We start from the raw sequence: 17,337 nt of genomic DNA, 5'->3' as shown, positions 1-17,337 counted from the left end.
GGGTGTTACCCTATCGATAGTGCGACACCCCTCCACCACTTGCTTGGCAAGCGGTCCCCCTCCCCTTGCAGGGGAGGAATTTTTAGGAATGCCCCATGCTGACCGCCCATACCGTTCTCCCCCACGGCCACTGGTCCGGCCCCGCCGCCGACCATATCATGCTGGACCATGACGCGCGCCACCGTCGCCGCTGGGTCTATACTGCTGACCATGGCACGCCGTTCCTGCTCGATCTGGCCCGCGCAACGGTGCTGAACCATGGCGATGCAGTGCAATTGTCGGACGGGCGGCTGGTCGAAATCCTCGCCGCGCCCGAAGCGCTGGTGGAAGTCACTGCTGCCGATCCGTCGATCATGATGCGGCTGGCCTGGCATATCGGCAACCGGCATTTGCCCGCCGAACTCCATCCCCATGCCATCCGCCTGCGCGACGATCATGTCATCAACGCGATGCTGGAGGGGTTGGGCGCGACCGTGGTGAAGATCCACGCTCCCTTCACGCCCGAAGGAGGTGCCTATTCCGGCGGCGGCAATGGTCATGGCCACCATCATGACCATGATCACGCGCATGACCACCATCACGACCATGCTGGCTGACGCCGCGCTCCACCGCCTGCTGGCCTGGACCTCGCCTTCCTATCCGGTGGGCAGTTTTACCTACAGCCACGGCCTGGAAACCGCGGTCGAGGATGGCCGCATCACCACTGCCGCCCATGTCACCGCCTATGTGGAGGCGGTGCTGGCGCGCGGTGGTGGCTGGGTCGATGCGGTGCTGTTCGTTCATGCCCATCGCGCCGCGCAGGACGAGGTCGCCTTCGACGCAATCTCCGAACTCGCCACCGCATTCCGGGGCAGCAGTGAAACAGCGCTGGAAAGCCGCCAGCAGGGTGGCTCCTTCCTCTCGGTCACGCGCAAGGCATGGCCCCATCCCGCGCTCGATGCTTTCGCCGCGCGCAATGGCGATCACCCGATCGCTCACGCCACAGTCATGGCACTGGCCTGCGCCGTCCACGACATCCCGCTGGCACCCGCGCTGCACGGCTGGCTGCACGCCACCGCCGCCAATCTCGTGTCGGCAGGCGTCCGCCTCGTGCCATTGGGCCAGACCGATGGCCAGTTGGCGCTGGCCGCGCTATCGTACGCCATTCCAGCCATTGCAGACAAAGCGCTCAACTCCCCACTCGACGATCTGGGCACTGCCGCCCCCGACCTCGAACTCGCCAGCCTCTCCCACGAAACACTCTATACAAGGCTCTTTCGCTCATGATGTCTCACAACGGTCCCCTGCGCGTCGGCATTGGCGGCCCGGTCGGCTCCGGCAAGACCGCGCTGACCGATCGGCTGTGCAAGGCGATGCGCGATCATTATAATATCGCCGCCATCACCAATGACATCTACACCCGCGAGGATGCTGAGTTTCTCACCCGCTCCGGCGCGCTGGTGCCGGAACGGATCATGGGCGTGGAAACCGGCGGCTGCCCGCACACCGCGATCCGCGAGGATGCCAGCATCAACCTGGCCGCCGTCGATACGATGCACCGCAAATTCCCCGGCCTGGAACTCATCTTCATCGAAAGCGGCGGCGATAATCTGGCCGCGACCTTCAGCCCCGAACTGGCCGACATCACCATCTATGTCATCGACGTGTCGGCGGGCGACAAGATCCCGCGCAAGGGCGGTCCCGGCATCACCCGGTCCGACCTGCTGCTCATCAACAAGATCGACCTTGCCCCGCTGGTCGGCGCGGATCTGGGCGTGATGGACCGGGACGCGAAGAAGATGCGCGGCGACCGCCCCTTCCTCTTCACCAACCTCAAGGACAATATCGGGCTGGCCGCCGTCATCGACTTCATCGTTGCGACCGGCGGCCTGCGCCCCTTCCCTGCCGCGATCTGATGGACCGCGCCGCCTATGTCCTGCGCGAAAAGCGGCTCTACAATAAGTGGGTCGCCAGCCAGACATTGGAGGATTATGCCCTGCGCTACACCGCAGACAGCGCCCGGCGCTGGTCGGCGGGGCAGGTTGCCAACACCGCGATCGGCGCAACCGCCTTCCTCGCCTGCGAAGCGATCGGCGCGTCGATCACGCTGACCTATGGCTTTGCCAACAGCGTCGCAGCCATTGCCGCCGCCGTCGCGCTGATGTTCGTCATCGGTCTGCCGATTGCCTATCACGCCGCCAAACATGGTCTGGATATCGACCTGCTGACGCGCGGCGCGGGGTTCGGCTATCTCGGCTCCACCCTTACCTCGCTCATCTACGCCAGCTTCACCTTCCTGCTATTCTCGGTCGAAGCGACGATCATGGCCGTGGCGCTGACCGCCATGACCGGCATGGCGATGAGCGTCGCCTATCTGGTGAGCGCACTCGTCGTCATCCCCATTGCCCTTTACGGCATGAGCGCCATTACCCGCTTCCAGAATGCGACGCAGGGCATCTGGATCGCGCTGCAAATCGCGCCGATCGCCTATATCATCTGGTCCGGCCCGGCGGCGCTGGCGCAGTGGTCCCGCTTCACCGGTCAGTTCGGCGCGCCCGACGGCAGCGTCAGCCTGCTCTATTTCGGCTTTGCGCTTTCCACCTTGCTCTCGCTCTTGCCGCAAATCGGCGAGCAGGCGGATTATCTCCGCTTCCTGCCCTCCGCTAAAAGGATCGGCAGGGGCAAATGGTGGGTCGCGATGCTCGCGGGGGGGCCGGGATGGACGCTGATCGGGGGCATGAAGTTGCTGCTTGGCTCGTGGCTCGCCCATTTCCTCGTCACCAGCCTTGCCGCACACAGCGACGCCTCCAGCCCTACCGCGATGTTCCGCGCGATCTTCACCGCCATGTCAGGCCATGCCGGCCTGTCTTTGCTGCTGACCGGCCTGTTCGTCATCATCTGCCAGCTCAAGATCAACGTCACCAACGCCTATGCCGGGTCGATCGCCTGGTCCAATTTCTTCGCCCGCCTGACCCACAGCCATCCCGGCCGCGTGGTGTGGCTGATCTTCAACGTACTGCTCGCGCTGCTGCTGATGGAAGTCGGCATTTTCGACGCAATAGAGGCGATATTGATCCTCTACGCCACGGTCGCTGCGGGCTGGATCGGCGCGCTGGCCGCCGACCTCATGATCTCCAAGCCGCTCGGCCTCTCCCCAAAGGGAATCGAATTCAAACGCGCGCATCTTTATGATATCAACCCGGTCGGCATTGGCGCGATGCTGCTGTCCATCCTCATGTCTGGCAGCGCGCATCTGGGCCTGCTGGGCGCGGTCGCGCAGGCGTTCGCGCCGGTTATCGGCATGGCCGTCGCCTTCATCGCCGCGCCGTTGATCGCGCTCGTCACCCATGGGCGCTACTATATCGCCCGCCGCTCCGACGGGGCGGAGGGGGAGGACGCCAAGACCTGCATCATCTGCGAAAACAGCTTCCAGCCAGTCGATATGGCGCATTGCCCCATGTATGCCGCGCCGATCTGCTCGCTGTGCTGCACGCTGGAGGCGCGTTGTCACGACCGCTGCAAGACCGACAGCCGCGCCACGCAGCAGGCCGCGCGCTGGCTCGAACGCCTGCTGCCGCAGCGGGTCGCGCGCTATGTCCATACGCCGGTCGGTCATTTCATCGCCGTCATGGCTGCCATCACCATCGCCAATGCCGCCTTGCTGGGTGGGATCAACTGGCAGATCGGTCGCCGGATGCCGGATATTGCAACGGAGATGTCCGGCCTGATGCTCGGCCTCTTCCTGCTCTTCTCGCTCATCGGCGGAGTGATCGCCTGGATGGTCGTGCTGGCCCACCAAAGCCGCCGCAGCGCGATGCAGGAAAGCGAACATCATGTGCAGAAGCTGATGGAAGAGGTGATAGCCCATGACGTCACCGGCACACAGCTGCAAAAGGCCAAGGAAGCCGCCGAATCCGCCAATGCCGCCAAAAGCCGCTACCTCGTCAGCGTCAGCCATGAAATCCGGTCGCCCTTGAACTCCATCTACGGCTATGCCCAGTTGATGGAGCGCGGCCACGACATAGCGCCGGTCGAAGCTGCCAAGATCATCCGCCGGAGCGCTGAACATCTGACCAATCTGGTCGAAGGCCTGCTGGACATCAGCCAGGTCGAAAGCGGCGTACTGCGCATCAGCAGTGAAACCGTGCGCCTTGCCCCCTTTGTCGATCAGATCGCCAACATGTTTCGCCCGCAGGCGCAGTCCAAGGGCATCGACTTCCTGTTCGAGCGCCCCGACCAACTTCCCGATTTCGTCCGCACCGACCAGAAGCGCCTGCGCCAGATCCTGATCAACCTGCTATCCAACGCGATCAAGTTCACCCGATCCGGTTCAGTCACCTTCCGCGTCACCTATCGCAGCCAGATGGCGACCTTCGACATTATCGACACCGGCATCGGCATCGCGCCAGATGATCTGAAGCGCGTGTTCGATCCGTTCGACCGCGGCAGCAACCCGGACGCGCAACGGCAGAAGGGGATCGGCCTTGGCCTGTCGATCACGCAGGCGCTGGTCCAGATATTGGGTGGCGATCTGTCCGTCGTCAGCGATAGCGGAAGAGGCACGCAGTTCACCGTCCGCCTGATGCTGGGCCATGTCGCCAACCCGGTGGAGGATGCGCCGCCGGTGGATCGTATTTCCGGCTATGTCGGCGACCGGCGCAAAGTGCTGCTGATCGACGATGATCCCGCGCAGGTCGCGGTGCTGCGCGGGCTGCTCGAACCGCTCGATTTCACCGTCATGGAGGCATTGAGCGGCCGCGCGGGGCTGGAGATCGCCGCCCGCGATGCACCGGACATCATCCTGCTCGACATCTCCATGCCCGGCGAATCCGGCTGGGACATCAGCCGCGCGTTGCGTGCAAAGCTGGGCGGAACGGTGCGGATCATCATGGTGTCGGCCAATGCTCATGAATATCATCGCGGTGGCGACGGGCAGGCGGCGCATGACATGTTCCTGATGAAGCCAGTCGATCTCGACGCGCTGCTCGATGCAATCGCCGATCAGCTCAATATCCGCTGGACCGGCGACGCCCCGCTGCCGCCGGCACCCGCGCCGGACGAGCTGGACCTGCCTATCCTGCCGGATGATGCTCTGCCAATCTTGGCGGACATCGAACAGAAGGCCATTATCGGCCATGTCCGCGGCATCGAATCGAGCATCCGCGAGCTGGAAGCCGCCGTGCCGAGCGCCAAGCCGCTGGCCGCACGCATGCTCGCCCATCTCGACCGTTTCGACCTCAAAGGGCTGATAAAAATCATAAGGGCCGTCAAATGACCACTCCCCATGCCGACACCGTCCTCGTCGTCGATGACACGCCCGAATCCCTGCGTTTCCTCACCGACACGCTGGAGGCAGCGAACATCTCCGTTCTTATCGCCACGAGCGGGGAAGCAGCGCTCGAACTGCTCGCCCATGTGACGCCCGACCTCATCCTGATGGACGCGGTCATGCCTGGTCTCGACGGCTTTGAAACCACCCGCGCGATCAAGCAGATGCCTCGTGGCGCGCCGGTTCCGATCATCTTCATGACCGGCCTCACCGAAAGCGAGCATGTCGTCCATGCGCTGGAAGCGGGCGGCGTCGATTATGTCCGCAAGCCTATCGTGGTGGAGGAACTGCTCGCCCGCGTCCGCGTCCATATGGCCAATGCGCGCCAGACGCAGGGCGGCCACTACGCCCTCGACGCCACGGGCCGCAATCTCATCGCAGTCGGCGCGAGCGGCGCGCTATCATGGCGCACCCCCGGCGCCGACAAACTCATGGAAGCGCTCGAACCCGGCTGGTCGCGCACCGACACTGCGCTCCCCATAATGCTGCGCGCGCCGGTCGCCCGCCTGCTGCCCGAAGATCTGCCCGCAGGCACCACGATCAAGACCGACAGTCCCGGCGGCGACACTGTGGAACTGATCATCGTCGGCCGCCCCCGCGCAGGCGAAACCCTCATCCGCCTCAATCATCTGGACCCGCAAGCCGACATTGCCCGGCTGCAAAGCCATTTCACGCTGACCCAGCGCGAAGCCGAAGTGCTGCTGTGGATCAGCTATGGCAAGCCCAACCGCGTCATCAGCGAGATACTGGTCATCAGCCCCCGCACCGTGAACAAGCATCTGGAGCAGATTTTCGAGAAGCTGGGCGTCGAGACGCGCGCAGCGGCGGCTGCCTTCGCGGTCAGGATCATCGCGCAATAGCCATGCTTTATCGGCGGCTGCCCTCAACGCTTTTGGCCCATGCCGAACAAGCGAGGGTGACGAGCCAGCCGACCACGGCATAGCCGCCCAGCCACAGCAGGCAGGTCGCCGCATCGCCGCGCAACGCAAAGACGATCCCCGGCAACAGGCTGGCAGCGGTGAGGAGGCGGCGCATCATCGTCCCCTGCGCATCGCCGGGCAGCTTGATACTCCGCCGCCGCTTGGGATCGCCCAGGCATAGGAGTGCCAGCAGGCCGGCGGAAAAGGCGATTGAGGCCAGCAACATGCCCGTCATTCCGCCGCCTGCAAAAGGCCATGCTCAGCACTTGGACGGCTCTGGCTGGTCCGAACAATCGACCATAGCAACCAGCCGCCAGTCAGCAGGAAAGCCAGATCCAGCGCCACGATGACCGGTTGTCCCGCCGCCATCGCGCTCGCCCAGCCGGGTCCGCCGGTCAGCAGGCGGAGCGGCAGCAGGATCAGCATGATGGCCGCCATCGCCGCTTGCAACACCCGCGCGAAGGCGGCGCTCGACCGCCACAGAAACCCGGCCAGGATGATGACGGCGGACGCGATCAGAAAACTCGCGGGCGTCCAGTAGGTGGCGCTGCCCATCGGCATGGTGACAAGGAAGGCAACGGTCGAAGCCAGCAGCGCAACCGGCAAGCCCAGCCCGACGATAACCAGCGAGCGATCCAGCCAGCCGAGCGACCGCGCGCCCTCTTCCCGTCGCACAAGCCAGAGGCGGATGCCGGTATAGGTAACATAGCACATGGCAAAACCCAGGCCGAACCATATCGCTTTCGACACCAGGCCCGCGAAATTGCCGAAATGGAGTGGCGACATGATCGCGGCCAGCGTGCCCCCGGCGGACGGCGCGGGACCGATCAGCGGTTTGACCTGATTGAACTGCGCCGTTGCGCCATCATAAAGCAGCGAAATGGGCGCAAGGCCGCCACTCTTGGGCGGATGATAGGTCGTCACCTTGGCATCGGCGCGGCCGAAATTCTCGACCGCGACGAAGGTCGGGATCGCCCCCGCGCGCGCGATCGCATCGCTCATAATATGGTCGAAATTGCCGATCGCGGCGGGACGCGGATCGGGCTTGCCGGGCGTGCCATAGACCGCTTCGGTCAGGGCGACGACATCCCCGCCAAAGGCCGCCATCGCGACGATCGGCACACCGATCGTGCCGAAGAAGGAGAAGAAGCTGCCGGTGAACGCCAGGATGAAGGCGAAGGGCAAGCTCCATGTGCCAGCGACGCTGTGCCGGTCGCGATTGACCAGTACGGGGTTCGCCTTGCGCCGCAGGGTGAAGATATCCTTGAACAGATGGCGATGGATCAGCAGGCCCGATACCGCCGCGACCAGCATCGACAGGCCGACGATCCCGGTCAGCAGCAACCCCCAGGGATTGGGCACATGCAACCGCACATGGGTATCGACCAGAAAGCTGCTCAGCGCACTATCGTTGCGTGGGCCGAACACATCCTCATTCGTTCCCGTCTGGGTGTGAATGACACGGCCATCCTTGCCGACCACGTAAAAGATGCCCCGGCTGATCAGTTCGCCCTTGTCCATCTCGTGCCGGTGAAAAAAGGCACCCAGATCATGATCGCCAACCTCGAACAGGTCGACAGCTTCATGATATTGGGCCGGCGTGCGGTCGCCCAGCGCCCGGATGGTGTCCGCCATCGGCCGCTCGAACGCGGATTGCGAGGTAACATGACCTGCCGACCAGATGCCGATTTCCTCGGCAAATACCGCAGCCGTGCCTGTCAGCACCACCGCATAGAGCAGCAGGCCAAGCAATATGCCCGACCAGCCATGCACCGCGACCATCGCCTTGGTTTCGTCCTTGGGCAGGTGGATCATCGATGGCTCTCCGTTGCAGCCGGCTGTGCCTGGGCGAATTTCTGCGCGATCAGCCCACCATGGATCAGGAACAGCCCTCCGGCGACGATAGCGACCCGCCCCAGCCGCCGATCAAGGCAGGCGTGAAAGAATAGCCCGGCCCAGACCAATGGCACCAGCACCAGCGGCAATATCAGATTGTCGATGCCCGCCGCGCCGCCCGGCAGCCAGAGCGCCATGCCCGCCATCATGACGAGAGCAACGATCACCGCCCCCGGCCCGGCAAAGGCTATGCGTATCCAGCGGCGCGACGTGGGTGACATGGCAGGGACCTCAATGGAACAGCGTGAATCCCATATCGCGGCCACCGCATATTGCAAGTCATTATCATAATTAAGCGTCGTTATGCCGCCATGTCAGGCGCCGCCTACATCCTATTTTCGCTTGTTGGCTGCTGCCGCCGCGATCCGGTCCAGCGCGCGCCGCTCGGCCGGACTGGCGCTATTATAGATCTCTTCCGCCACCAGCGCGCGCCAGCGATCAAGACGGGCGAGCGTCAGCGTTCCGTCGGCGATCGCCGCCTGGACGGCGCAACCCGGTTCACCCCTGTGGGCGCAGTCGGAAAAGCGGCACCGCTCCGCTGCCTCGACTATGTCGGCAAACACGACAGCCAGACCCGACGCCACATCGGTCAGCTGCAATTCCCGCATCCCCGGCGTGTCGAGCAACCAGCCGCCCTGGTGCAGCCGATGCATCTCACGCACCGTCGTCGTGTGCCGCCCCGTGCCGTCGGCCTTGCGGATATCCTGTGTGGCTATGCTATCGGAGCCGCGTAAAGTGTTGACCAGCGTGGACTTGCCGACGCCCGACGATCCAACTAGCGCGACGGTTTGTCCCTTGCCACACCAGTCTGACAGGCTTGCCGCACTGGCGGGATCCTTGCCATTGATGGTTTCCACCTGCAATCCCGGTTGCAAATCACGCGCCGCCGCGGCGAAAGTTTCCGGCGTATCGGTCAGATCGGTCTTGGTCAGGATGATCACGGGATGCACGCCGACCTCGCGCGCCAGGATCAGATAGCGCTCAAGCCGGGGGATGCTGAAATCCTGATTGCAGGACGCGACGATGAACAGCGTGTCGACATTGGCCGCGATCAGCTGCGTTTTCTGGTCACCGCCCGGCGCACGCCGCTTGAACAGGTTGGCGCGCTGGAGGATCTGGGTGATCTGGAGCGTCGCAGGATCGACCAGCACCCAGTCGCCCACGGTGGGATGATCCTCCGCCGCCATGCCATCACCAAAGCCGGGCTGAATATCAAGCGGACCGCCCGCCCCGGCCACCGCAATCTTGCCGCGATGCACCGCCATCACGCGAAACGGCTCGGCCCCGCTGTCGTCAGTTTGCGGGACTTGCGCGCTGAAAAACGGCCGCCAGCCAAGCTCCTCCAACGTCTGATTAGCTGATTCCATAATTGCTGCCATGCCGCTCAAATGGCGGTTTGTATAGGGACGCATTGCAGCCCCGTTACAAGGTGACGCCGCGTTTCCAGATACCGATAGAGCGTTCGTCATTGCGTTCGTTGCACGTTGGCTCGCCGCTGGCGACCGCGACGATGCGATCCAACAATGCCTCAGCGGCTGCATCCATGCCGTCCGTCAGCACCATGCCTGCGTCAAAGTCGATCCAGCCCGGCTTGGCCGCCGCCAGCGCGGAGTTGGAAGCAATCTTCATCGTCGGCACCGGACTGCCGAGTGGCGTACCACGGCCGGTGGAAAAGAGCGTCAGGGTCACCCCCGCTGCCGCCAATGCTGTCGTCGATACCGCGTCGTTGCCCGGCGCCTCCAATATCGTCAGCCCGTGCCGGGTCGCGATATGGCCATAATCGATGACATCCACGACACTCGCCAGCCCGCCCTTCTGCACGGCGCCGAGCGATTTCTCCTCCAGCGTGGTGATGCCACCCGCGATATTGCCGGGGCTGGGATTTTCCGAAACCGGCTCACCATGGTCCAGAAAATAGCGTTTGAACCGGTTAACGACCTGCGTAAGCCGATCGAAAACGGCCTTATTCTCCGCCCGCGCCAGCAGCAATTGTTCTGCGCCGAACATTTCGGGGATTTCGGTCAGGACCGCCATTCCGCCCGCCTGGGTAACCGCATCGGCAATGCGTCCAATCAGCGGATTGGCGGTCAACCCGCTCATGGCGTCCGAACCACCACATTTGACCCCCAGTCGCAGCCCTGACAGCGACACCGGCTGGCGCACATCCTGCGCCATCAGGTCGGCGAGCGCCTCCAACGCCGCCTTGCCAGCGGCAAACTCGTCCTGCTCGCTCTGCGCCCGCACAGTACGCACCCGCGCTCGCCTTTCCAGCGGAATCTGGGCCAATATCAGGTCAAGCTGATTGGACTCGCAGCCCAGCCCGACAATCAGCACCCCGCCCGCATTGGGGTTTTGTGCGAGCGAAGCGAGGATCGCGGTCGTACCTTCCAGATCATGGCCAAGTTGCGAACAGCCAAAGGGATGGTTGAATGCATGGACGCCGTCGACATGCGCGCCCACCAATGCCTCACCCCAGCGTGCCAATCTTTCGCCAAGACGCCCGACGCAGCCGACCGAGGGCAATATCCAGATTTCGTTGCGGATGCCGACGCTGCCGTCCTGCCGCGTATAACCCATAAAGCCAGGCTGTCCACCGCCCGGCCTTTCGACAGCATCCGCAGATTTAGCCACATAGTCATAGGCCAGTTCGCCACGCAGCGCCGTTTGCACATTGTGACTATGCACATGCGCACCAACGCCGATCATTTGCGTCGCTACGCCTATCGGCGCGCGATAACGGCGGACAACGCTTCCGGCAGATATGTCATGGACCGCAAATTTGTGGCCCGGCGCGACCGCATCGACAATCGCCACTTCGCGATTGCCGATGGCAACCATCTGCCCCGGCGCAAGCGGCATCAACGCAACAGCTACATCATCGTCCCGATCGACTTGCAGCGCCATGATATCTGGGTCTGGCATGGCCCTCTGCCTAAATCGTTGCCAGCGCTAGCACAAGCCATATCATGATGCGGATTCGCCATCAACTGATGCGCTGCAACGCGGCTTCTGCGGCGTGCCGTAGATGACCGGCCCATATCCTTTGCCCTTCGGCAGTGCCGATCAAATCCTGCCGCACCTCAATCTCCGCATAGGCCAGGTCGCGGGAGAAAGCATGCAACGGGACCGTATAATCGGTCGCGTCCATGGCGTAGGGAACATTGTCGCCCACAGTGAACGCAGCCTTGTCGCGTAATGCCGCCAGCATGGCGCGGGCAAAATCGGTCCGGCCGCGCCAGTGGAGGACGCCCACCTCCCACGGCCGGGCAATCCCGCCCATGACGGGCGTGAAGCTATGCAGGGATAGCAGGATCGTGTCGCGCCCGGCCGCCCGTCGCGCGTCGATCATGTCCGCGATTGCCCTGTGATAGGGCGCATGGATTGCCGCCACCCGCGATGCGCGCGCACAACTGTCCAGTCCTTCATTACCGATTATCCGGCTGTCGTCGGAAACCACCGGGATCGCGTCGTCGCGCATGGGATCACGGTTGCAATCGATGACGAGGCGCGAATAATGCTGGTGTACAAAGGGTGCGTCGAGCCGTTCGGCCAGCGCATGGCCAAGACCATGGACACCAATGTCGATGGCAATGTGGCGGCGGCGGTCAGCAGCCGCCAGGCCCAGGTCGCCAAGCGCCCCCGGTATCGCAGCCCCGGCATGATCGCCGATCAGCAGGAACGGGGAAGCGCCTGCTGCGTTGAACAGCCCGAACGGTGCCGGATCGTTCAGACCCAATAGCTCATTTGCCGCGCCTCCCGCCATCAGGATCTTCCCCCATGCCCATGCTGACGATCCATTCTGTCATCTGCTACCGCGATCGGCATTGGGGTTTCCTGCGTGAACATGGCATCCTGATGCGCTTGCCAGAGACATTTGGCCAGTATCCCGATCTGCGCTGATCCGTGGCCTGCGTCGCCCTGCCCACCTAATGCCATCAACGGCCGCCCTGTCGGCGCTTCAGGAAAGTCCCCTCCATGCTGATCCGCTGCGGATATGAAATCAGATTTGAAACCCAGAACAAGACCGCGATGATGGCGATGTTAAGCCTGCATCCCTCCCGGCATCTCGACCTGCGTACGCCCCAGCGGCTGCTCGCCGATCCGGACGTGCCGCTCTATCATTTCGAGGACGGCTTCGGGAATGTTGCGACCCGCCTCACCATTCCGGCGGGCGGCGTCACCCTTTCATGTGATTTCGTGATCGAAGATGGCGGTCTGGTGGACCTGCCCGCTCCTGATGGACCGCATACCCCGGTCGAGGAATTACCCGATACCGTAATGCCGTTTCTACTCGGCAGTCGCTATTGCGAGACGGACCGACTGATGGCGTTCGCCTGGGGCAATTTCGCACATTATACGACTGCAAAGGCGCGGGTCGACGCCATTGTCGATTTCGCCCATAATCATATCGAATTTGGCTATCACCATGCCCGGTCGGACATGACCGCCTGGAACGCCTTCCAGGAAAAGCGCGGTGTCTGCCGCGATTTTGCCCATCTGGCCGTTACCCTTTGCCGCTGCATGAATATTCCGGCCCGCTATTGCACCGGCTATCTGGGCGACATCGGCGTCCCCCCGGTCGATGCGCCGATGGACTTCAGCGCCTGGTTCGACGTCTATATCGACGGCCAATGGTTCACGCGCGACGCGCGCCACAACCAGCCCCGGATCGGCCGCATCCTGATGGCGCGCGGACGTGACGCCACCGATGTCGCGCTGACCACGGCATTTGGCCCGACAAATCTCGTCCGGTTCGACGTCCACACCGATGAGGTGCAATCGATCGACGAAAAATCATACTGATGGAGGTTAAGCGGGGCGCAATCGATGCGACTTTCACGAAGGACGGTCGTTGATGGACCACGCAGTCGCCCACCGCCGCGGAGACTGCCTCCCCCTATAAGAGGAAATTCCTATGTCCGATAACAGCCACGATGTTTCGACCCTCAACGGCCTGATCGCTACGACCATCGACAGCGCCGACGGCTATACCGAAGCCGCCAAGGACAGCGAGAATAGCCGCTTCACCGCCCTCTTCACCAGCCGCGCCAGTGAAAGGCGGGCCATTGCCACCCGTTTGCAGCAGCAGGTTACCGCGCTGGGCGGCAATCCGGAAGATGACGGCACGCTGCTCGCAGGGGCGCACCGTATGTTCCTCAATCTCAAGTCCGTCGTCACGGGCAATGATGACAAGGCGATCATCAACGAAGTCGAAGCCGGCGAAGATCATATCAAGGCCAAGTTCGAGGATGCGCTCGAAGATAGAAAGCTCAGCCCGACCGTGCGCGATCTGATTGAAACAAGCTACATGTCGGTCAAGGCCGGTCATGACGAGATGCGCGACATCAAACATTCGATGCAGCATTGATGCAGAAGCGGCGGGGACACCCCCGCCGTTTTTTTCTTGGACAAGCATCAAGATAAGGCCGAGCGCGCCACCCGGTCCCGGCCACTCCCCGCCTCATTGAGCGGTATGAGCGATAAATTTGAACTCTCACCTTGTCGCATCGGCGTCCATAGCCATATTGTGCAGTGCAGCATAATCCGCCGCCGAATATCATGGCCGACTTGGCCGCTCTTCAAGGCCGGAGGTCATTTCATGAGAAAATTATCCACCAATATCGCCCGATTGATGGCCATGCGAACAAGCATGACTGCGCCCATGGACCGGAGCGAACCGTGCAGGCTGCAGGATGTCGAGCCGTTCGGTAGCAATCCAGGCGCGTTGAAGGCGAAATGTCACATTCCTCCGCAGATCGCCAGGAAGCCCGCGCTGGTCGTCATCCTGCATGGCTGCACCCAGACAGCGGACGGCTATGATCGTGGCGCCGGATGGTCAAAACTGGCCGATGAGCATGGCTTCATACTTCTGTTCCCCGAACAGCAGCGCGCCAACAATCCCAACCTCTGCTTCAACTGGTTTTCGCCCGCCGATAATAAGCGCGATCGTGGCGAGGCGCTTTCCATCCGCCAGATGATCGAGGCCATGATCGACACGCACGGCATAGACAGGTCGCGCATATTCGTGACCGGCCTGTCCGCCGGGGGCGCGATGACGTCGATATTGCTGGCAAGCTATCCTGAATTATTCGCTGGCGGCGCGATCATTGCCGGGCTGCCCTTTGGCGCTGCATCCAATGTTCCGCAGGCGCTGGAGGCGATGCGCGCGCCCGGCCAATCCAGTGGCGATCAATTGGGCGATCGCGTGCGGAACGCATCTGATCACGCCGGTCCCTGGCCGCGTGTTTCGGTCTGGCACGGGGCAGCTGACCCGACCGTCAATAGCAGCAATGCCGACGCAATCCTCGCCCAATGGTTGTCAGTTCATGCCCTGGACGGCCAGCCCAGCGCGACCCAAAATATCGCCGCTCATCGTCACCGCATCTGGAATGACGCCACGGGTCGCACCGTGGTGGAGGATTACCGCATTGCGGACATGGGCCATGGTACCCCCCTCGCCACCACCGGAGAGGATGCGTGCGGAACGCCGATGCCCCATATGCTGGAAGCGGGCATTTCCTCGACCCGTCGGATCGCGGCATCCTGGGGTCTTTTGGCCGGACGAAAGGCCACGCCGCAACCCAAACCCGCTGACATATTGAAAACGGAAACGCCCAATCTGCCGATGCGGAAAGGGGCGAAACTTGAACCCCTGTCAGCCATCCAATCCTCGCCGACCGCCGCGAACAAAAGCAGCGTTCAGGAGATCATCGAGGACGCACTGCGCACCGCCAGACTGATGCGCTAGGGTTCGGAATTCGCCTCATTTTTCCGCCACCCATAATAGCGCGGACGCACTGACTGCCCCGTTCCTGCTCCTGTCACTTGCGCGCCGCATCGGCCAGACGAACACCCATGCCGCCGCCTTGATACTGGGCGCGTCATCAATTGCCGTTGATGACTTTCGCCCGCTCGGCAGGCGTTAGTGCGGCGGCATTAATGTCAGACTCATTGATCGCTTCCTCGCGAGCATCGCCCGCTTCGCGCGTCGCGTCCGCCTTGGCCTGCATCAGATCCTCAGCGGTACCGCTCATATTGTCGGCCATGGCGTCCATCTTGTCGGCTTTGTTCTCCGCCGCTTCCTGCGCCTGTTCGCCCAGCTTGTCGTCGCCCTTGCCGCCACATGCGGCCAGTGCCAGACTCAAACCAGCGATCGCTGCCAGGGTGGATGCACGCTTCATATTCTGTCTCCCGATGTGGTGCGGGTATAACGGTCGCGAGCGTGCTTGGGTCCATAGCCATCGATGACGGGTGAAGCGCCTGTCCGACACCCTCCAGCCAATATGCGGCGGAGAGCACCACCTCAATTGACTGTTGCGAATAACTATTAATAACGATATTCGCCCACCTGTTGAGAATCAATTGCAACAGGAAGTTGAACCTATGTCTGCCACCCGCTCCTTCGCACTTTGCGGCGCTGCTTTTATCGCCCTTTGCGGCACGGCCGTTCAAGCAGCGGAGCAGGCTCCCGATGTTGCCGATAGCGAAAGCCAGATCATCGTCACCGCAGCCAATGCCGGCACAAAAACCGAAACGCCGCTGATCCAGTTGCCCCAGCCGATCAAGGTCATCACGTCGGACCAATATCTGGCGCAGGGTGCAATCAACATCAGCGACACGGTCAAATATGCCGCAGGCGTCCTGGCCAATCCCTATGGCCGCGATACCCGCGTCGATGGTTTCAATGTGCGTGGCATTGACGCGCTGCAGTTCCGCGATGGGATGCGGGACATCTTCTCCTATTATGCCAGCATCACATCAGATCCCTATAATTTCGACCGTGTCGAAATCGTGCGCGGCCCGGCTTCTGTGCTGTTTGGCCAGGGGTCGATAGGCGGCCTGGTCAATCTGGTGTCCAAGACGCCGGTGTTCGAGACGCGGGGCGAAGCCAGTCTGGTCTATGGCAGCTTTGATCGGAAGGAAGCGTTGGGTGACGTCAACATCGCCTTGGCTGACAATCTCGCCATCCGCGCCGTTGCCCGCGTCCGCGACGCCGATACCTATGTCGACCATGTCCCTGACGATCGCGTGATGTTCGCGCCATCGATCCGGTGGCAGCAGACCCCCGACACCGATATCGTCCTGACCGGCCTCTATCAGGAGGATGACACCGGATCGACCTCCCAATTCCTGCCGATCGTCGGTACCTTCCTGCCGAACACGGCCTATCCGGCGGGCAAGCTCGACCAATATGCGTTCGTCGGCAAGCCGGGATGGGACCGCTATAATGGCCGTTCGCTTCAGGGCGGCGGATCTATCACGCATAATTTCTCTGACCATGTCCGGCTCAGTGTCAAGGCACGCTATATCGACAGCGACTTGGAGTATAAGACCCACTACGCGGACAGCTACAGCAATCCGACCAACCCCTTTTCCGCCGACGGCCGCACCATCGGCCTCTACGCCGACGCCAGCGACGCGCGGATGAACGTCTTTTCGACCGACAATAATCTGCAGTTCAGCTTCAACACCGGAGCAAGTATCGAGCATAAGCTGCTCGTCGGCCTCGATTATAGCTGGAACAAGGTGGGCAAGCGCACCGACTTCGGGATCGAAACGATCGACCTCTACGATATAGATCAGGATGCGCTGCAAACCTATGATCCGACCGGTCCCTTCATCTATGAATCGCAAAAGCAGCTTGGCGTCTATCTTCAGGACCAGATCCGCTTCTTCGACCGTGTTTCGGTAGTGCTGGGTGCCCGCCGCGATCGGGTGACCGGCTCCTCCGGTCAAAAGGATAATGCCACCACCTTCCGCGCTGGTATCATCGGGGAAATCGGTGCAGGCCTGTCGCCCTTCTTCAGCTATACCGAAAGCTTCATGCCGATCGCAGGCACGCTCACCGGTCCCGGCGGGGTCATCGGCGATCCGTACAACCCCCAGACCGGCACCCAGTTTGAAGCGGGGGTGAAGTGGCAACCCATCCCCAATAGCCTCCTCACCATCACCGCCTTCCACATCAAGGAACGCAACCGCGTCCTCTATCTGGCCAACGGTGCCACGACCCAGTCGGGCGAACTGACCACCAAGGGCTTTGAGATCGAGGCCAGCCATAGTCTGCCCGGCAATTTTGAGCTGCTCGCCAATTATGGCTACAGCAAACTGCGTTCAGAAGTGAACAGCAGCCTGGATTATATGCCGCGTCACACCGCATCGTTCTGGTCGACCAAGAGCTTTGGCGTCGCGGATGGCGCCCAGCCTGTCTCTTAT

Annotated in this window: 17 protein-coding genes; 10 read left to right on the top strand and 7 right to left on the bottom strand. The window is 62.3% G+C overall.

The features are described 5' to 3' along the window. Positions 1-95 precede the first annotated feature (95 nt). The 5 genes from ureE to EBBID32_RS18000 are packed head-to-tail and all read left to right on the top strand — an operon-like array spanning position 96 to position 6,168. Positions 96-596 carry an urease accessory protein UreE gene (ureE, locus tag EBBID32_RS18020; protein WP_006962896.1) on the top strand — a complete coding sequence of 167 codons (501 nt, stop codon included), beginning with the start codon at positions 96-98 and terminating at the stop codon, positions 594-596. Then, entirely contained in the window at positions 550-1,266 is a 717-nt protein-coding gene (locus EBBID32_RS18015; RefSeq protein WP_231382243.1) for an urease accessory protein UreF, read from the top strand. Before ureE ends, EBBID32_RS18015 begins: the two co-directional genes overlap by 47 nt. Further along, the gene (gene ureG, locus EBBID32_RS18010) at positions 1,263-1,895 is read left to right on the top strand and encodes an urease accessory protein UreG (RefSeq protein ID WP_006962891.1); all 633 of its coding nucleotides are present in this window, start codon (positions 1,263-1,265) and stop codon (positions 1,893-1,895) included. The genes EBBID32_RS18015 and ureG overlap by 4 nt, the downstream gene beginning before the upstream one ends. Further along, positions 1,895-5,254 carry a hybrid sensor histidine kinase/response regulator gene (locus tag EBBID32_RS18005; RefSeq protein ID WP_006962889.1) on the top strand — a complete coding sequence of 1,120 codons (3,360 nt, stop codon included), beginning with the start codon at positions 1,895-1,897 and terminating at the stop codon, positions 5,252-5,254. Before ureG ends, EBBID32_RS18005 begins: the two co-directional genes overlap by 1 nt. Then, positions 5,251-6,168 (top strand): response regulator transcription factor, encoded by a 918-nt coding sequence (locus tag EBBID32_RS18000; protein ID WP_006962887.1) that lies wholly within the window; start codon positions 5,251-5,253, stop codon positions 6,166-6,168. Before EBBID32_RS18005 ends, EBBID32_RS18000 begins: the two co-directional genes overlap by 4 nt. A gap of 7 nt (positions 6,169-6,175) precedes the next feature. Here the strand turns inward: EBBID32_RS18000 and EBBID32_RS17995 are convergent, their stop codons facing one another. The 6 genes from EBBID32_RS17995 to EBBID32_RS17970 form a co-directional block, all read right to left on the bottom strand. Beyond that, positions 6,176-6,463, bottom strand: a complete 288-nt coding sequence (locus tag EBBID32_RS17995; RefSeq protein WP_006962885.1) for a hypothetical protein — start codon at positions 6,461-6,463, stop codon at positions 6,176-6,178. Continuing rightward, the gene (locus EBBID32_RS17990) at positions 6,460-8,043 is read right to left on the bottom strand and encodes a PepSY-associated TM helix domain-containing protein (protein ID WP_006962883.1); all 1,584 of its coding nucleotides are present in this window, start codon (positions 8,041-8,043) and stop codon (positions 6,460-6,462) included. The genes EBBID32_RS17995 and EBBID32_RS17990 overlap by 4 nt, the downstream gene beginning before the upstream one ends. Beyond that, a complete protein-coding gene (locus tag EBBID32_RS17985) occupies positions 8,040-8,345 on the bottom strand; it encodes a hypothetical protein (RefSeq protein ID WP_006962881.1) in 306 nt (101 codons plus the stop codon). Before EBBID32_RS17985 ends, EBBID32_RS17990 begins: the two co-directional genes overlap by 4 nt. 111 nt (positions 8,346-8,456) lie before the next feature. Next, the gene (gene rsgA / locus EBBID32_RS17980) at positions 8,457-9,491 is read right to left on the bottom strand and encodes a ribosome small subunit-dependent GTPase A (protein ID WP_006962879.1); all 1,035 of its coding nucleotides are present in this window, start codon (positions 9,489-9,491) and stop codon (positions 8,457-8,459) included. A 55-nt stretch (positions 9,492-9,546) separates the two neighbouring features. Then, positions 9,547-11,046 (bottom strand): UxaA family hydrolase, encoded by a 1,500-nt coding sequence (locus tag EBBID32_RS17975; protein WP_006962876.1) that lies wholly within the window; start codon positions 11,044-11,046, stop codon positions 9,547-9,549. Between the two features lie 61 nt (positions 11,047-11,107). Then, positions 11,108-11,887, bottom strand: a complete 780-nt coding sequence (locus tag EBBID32_RS17970; RefSeq protein WP_037491670.1) for an N-formylglutamate amidohydrolase — start codon at positions 11,885-11,887, stop codon at positions 11,108-11,110. A gap of 14 nt (positions 11,888-11,901) precedes the next feature. Here EBBID32_RS17970 and EBBID32_RS25160 point away from each other — a divergent pair, with 14 nt between their 5' ends. The 4 genes from EBBID32_RS25160 to EBBID32_RS17955 all read left to right on the top strand — a co-directional run bounded on the left by EBBID32_RS25160 (position 11,902) and on the right by EBBID32_RS17955 (position 14,872). Then, positions 11,902-12,024, top strand: a complete 123-nt coding sequence (locus tag EBBID32_RS25160; RefSeq protein ID WP_006962871.1) for a hypothetical protein — start codon at positions 11,902-11,904, stop codon at positions 12,022-12,024. Positions 12,025-12,099: 75 nt separating this feature from the next. Continuing rightward, positions 12,100-12,927, top strand: coding sequence for a transglutaminase-like domain-containing protein (locus tag EBBID32_RS17965; RefSeq protein ID WP_006962869.1), 828 nt, complete (start codon positions 12,100-12,102; stop codon positions 12,925-12,927). 112 nt (positions 12,928-13,039) lie between these two features. After that, complete coding sequence (locus tag EBBID32_RS17960; protein WP_006962867.1) at positions 13,040-13,492, top strand: PA2169 family four-helix-bundle protein; 453 nt, start codon at positions 13,040-13,042, stop codon at positions 13,490-13,492. 282 nt (positions 13,493-13,774) lie between these two features. Beyond that, positions 13,775-14,872, top strand: a complete 1,098-nt coding sequence (locus EBBID32_RS17955; protein ID WP_231382242.1) for an extracellular catalytic domain type 1 short-chain-length polyhydroxyalkanoate depolymerase — start codon at positions 13,775-13,777, stop codon at positions 14,870-14,872. 136 nt (positions 14,873-15,008) lie between these two features. On the opposite strand, the gene EBBID32_RS17950 is transcribed toward EBBID32_RS17955, so the two are convergent. After that, entirely contained in the window at positions 15,009-15,305 is a 297-nt protein-coding gene (locus EBBID32_RS17950; protein ID WP_006962862.1) for a hypothetical protein, read from the bottom strand. Positions 15,306-15,507: 202 nt separating this feature from the next. Here EBBID32_RS17950 and EBBID32_RS17945 point away from each other — a divergent pair. Then, positions 15,508-17,337: TonB-dependent siderophore receptor (locus EBBID32_RS17945; protein ID WP_037491661.1), on the top strand; the 1,830-nt coding region annotated here is incomplete at its 3' end.

The organism is Sphingobium indicum BiD32 (genome assembly GCF_000382885.1).
In the GTDB taxonomy this organism is placed as follows: Bacteria; Pseudomonadota; Alphaproteobacteria; order Sphingomonadales; family Sphingomonadaceae; genus Sphingobium; species Sphingobium japonicum_C.
This window is presented reverse-complemented; position numbering and strand designations above follow the sequence as displayed.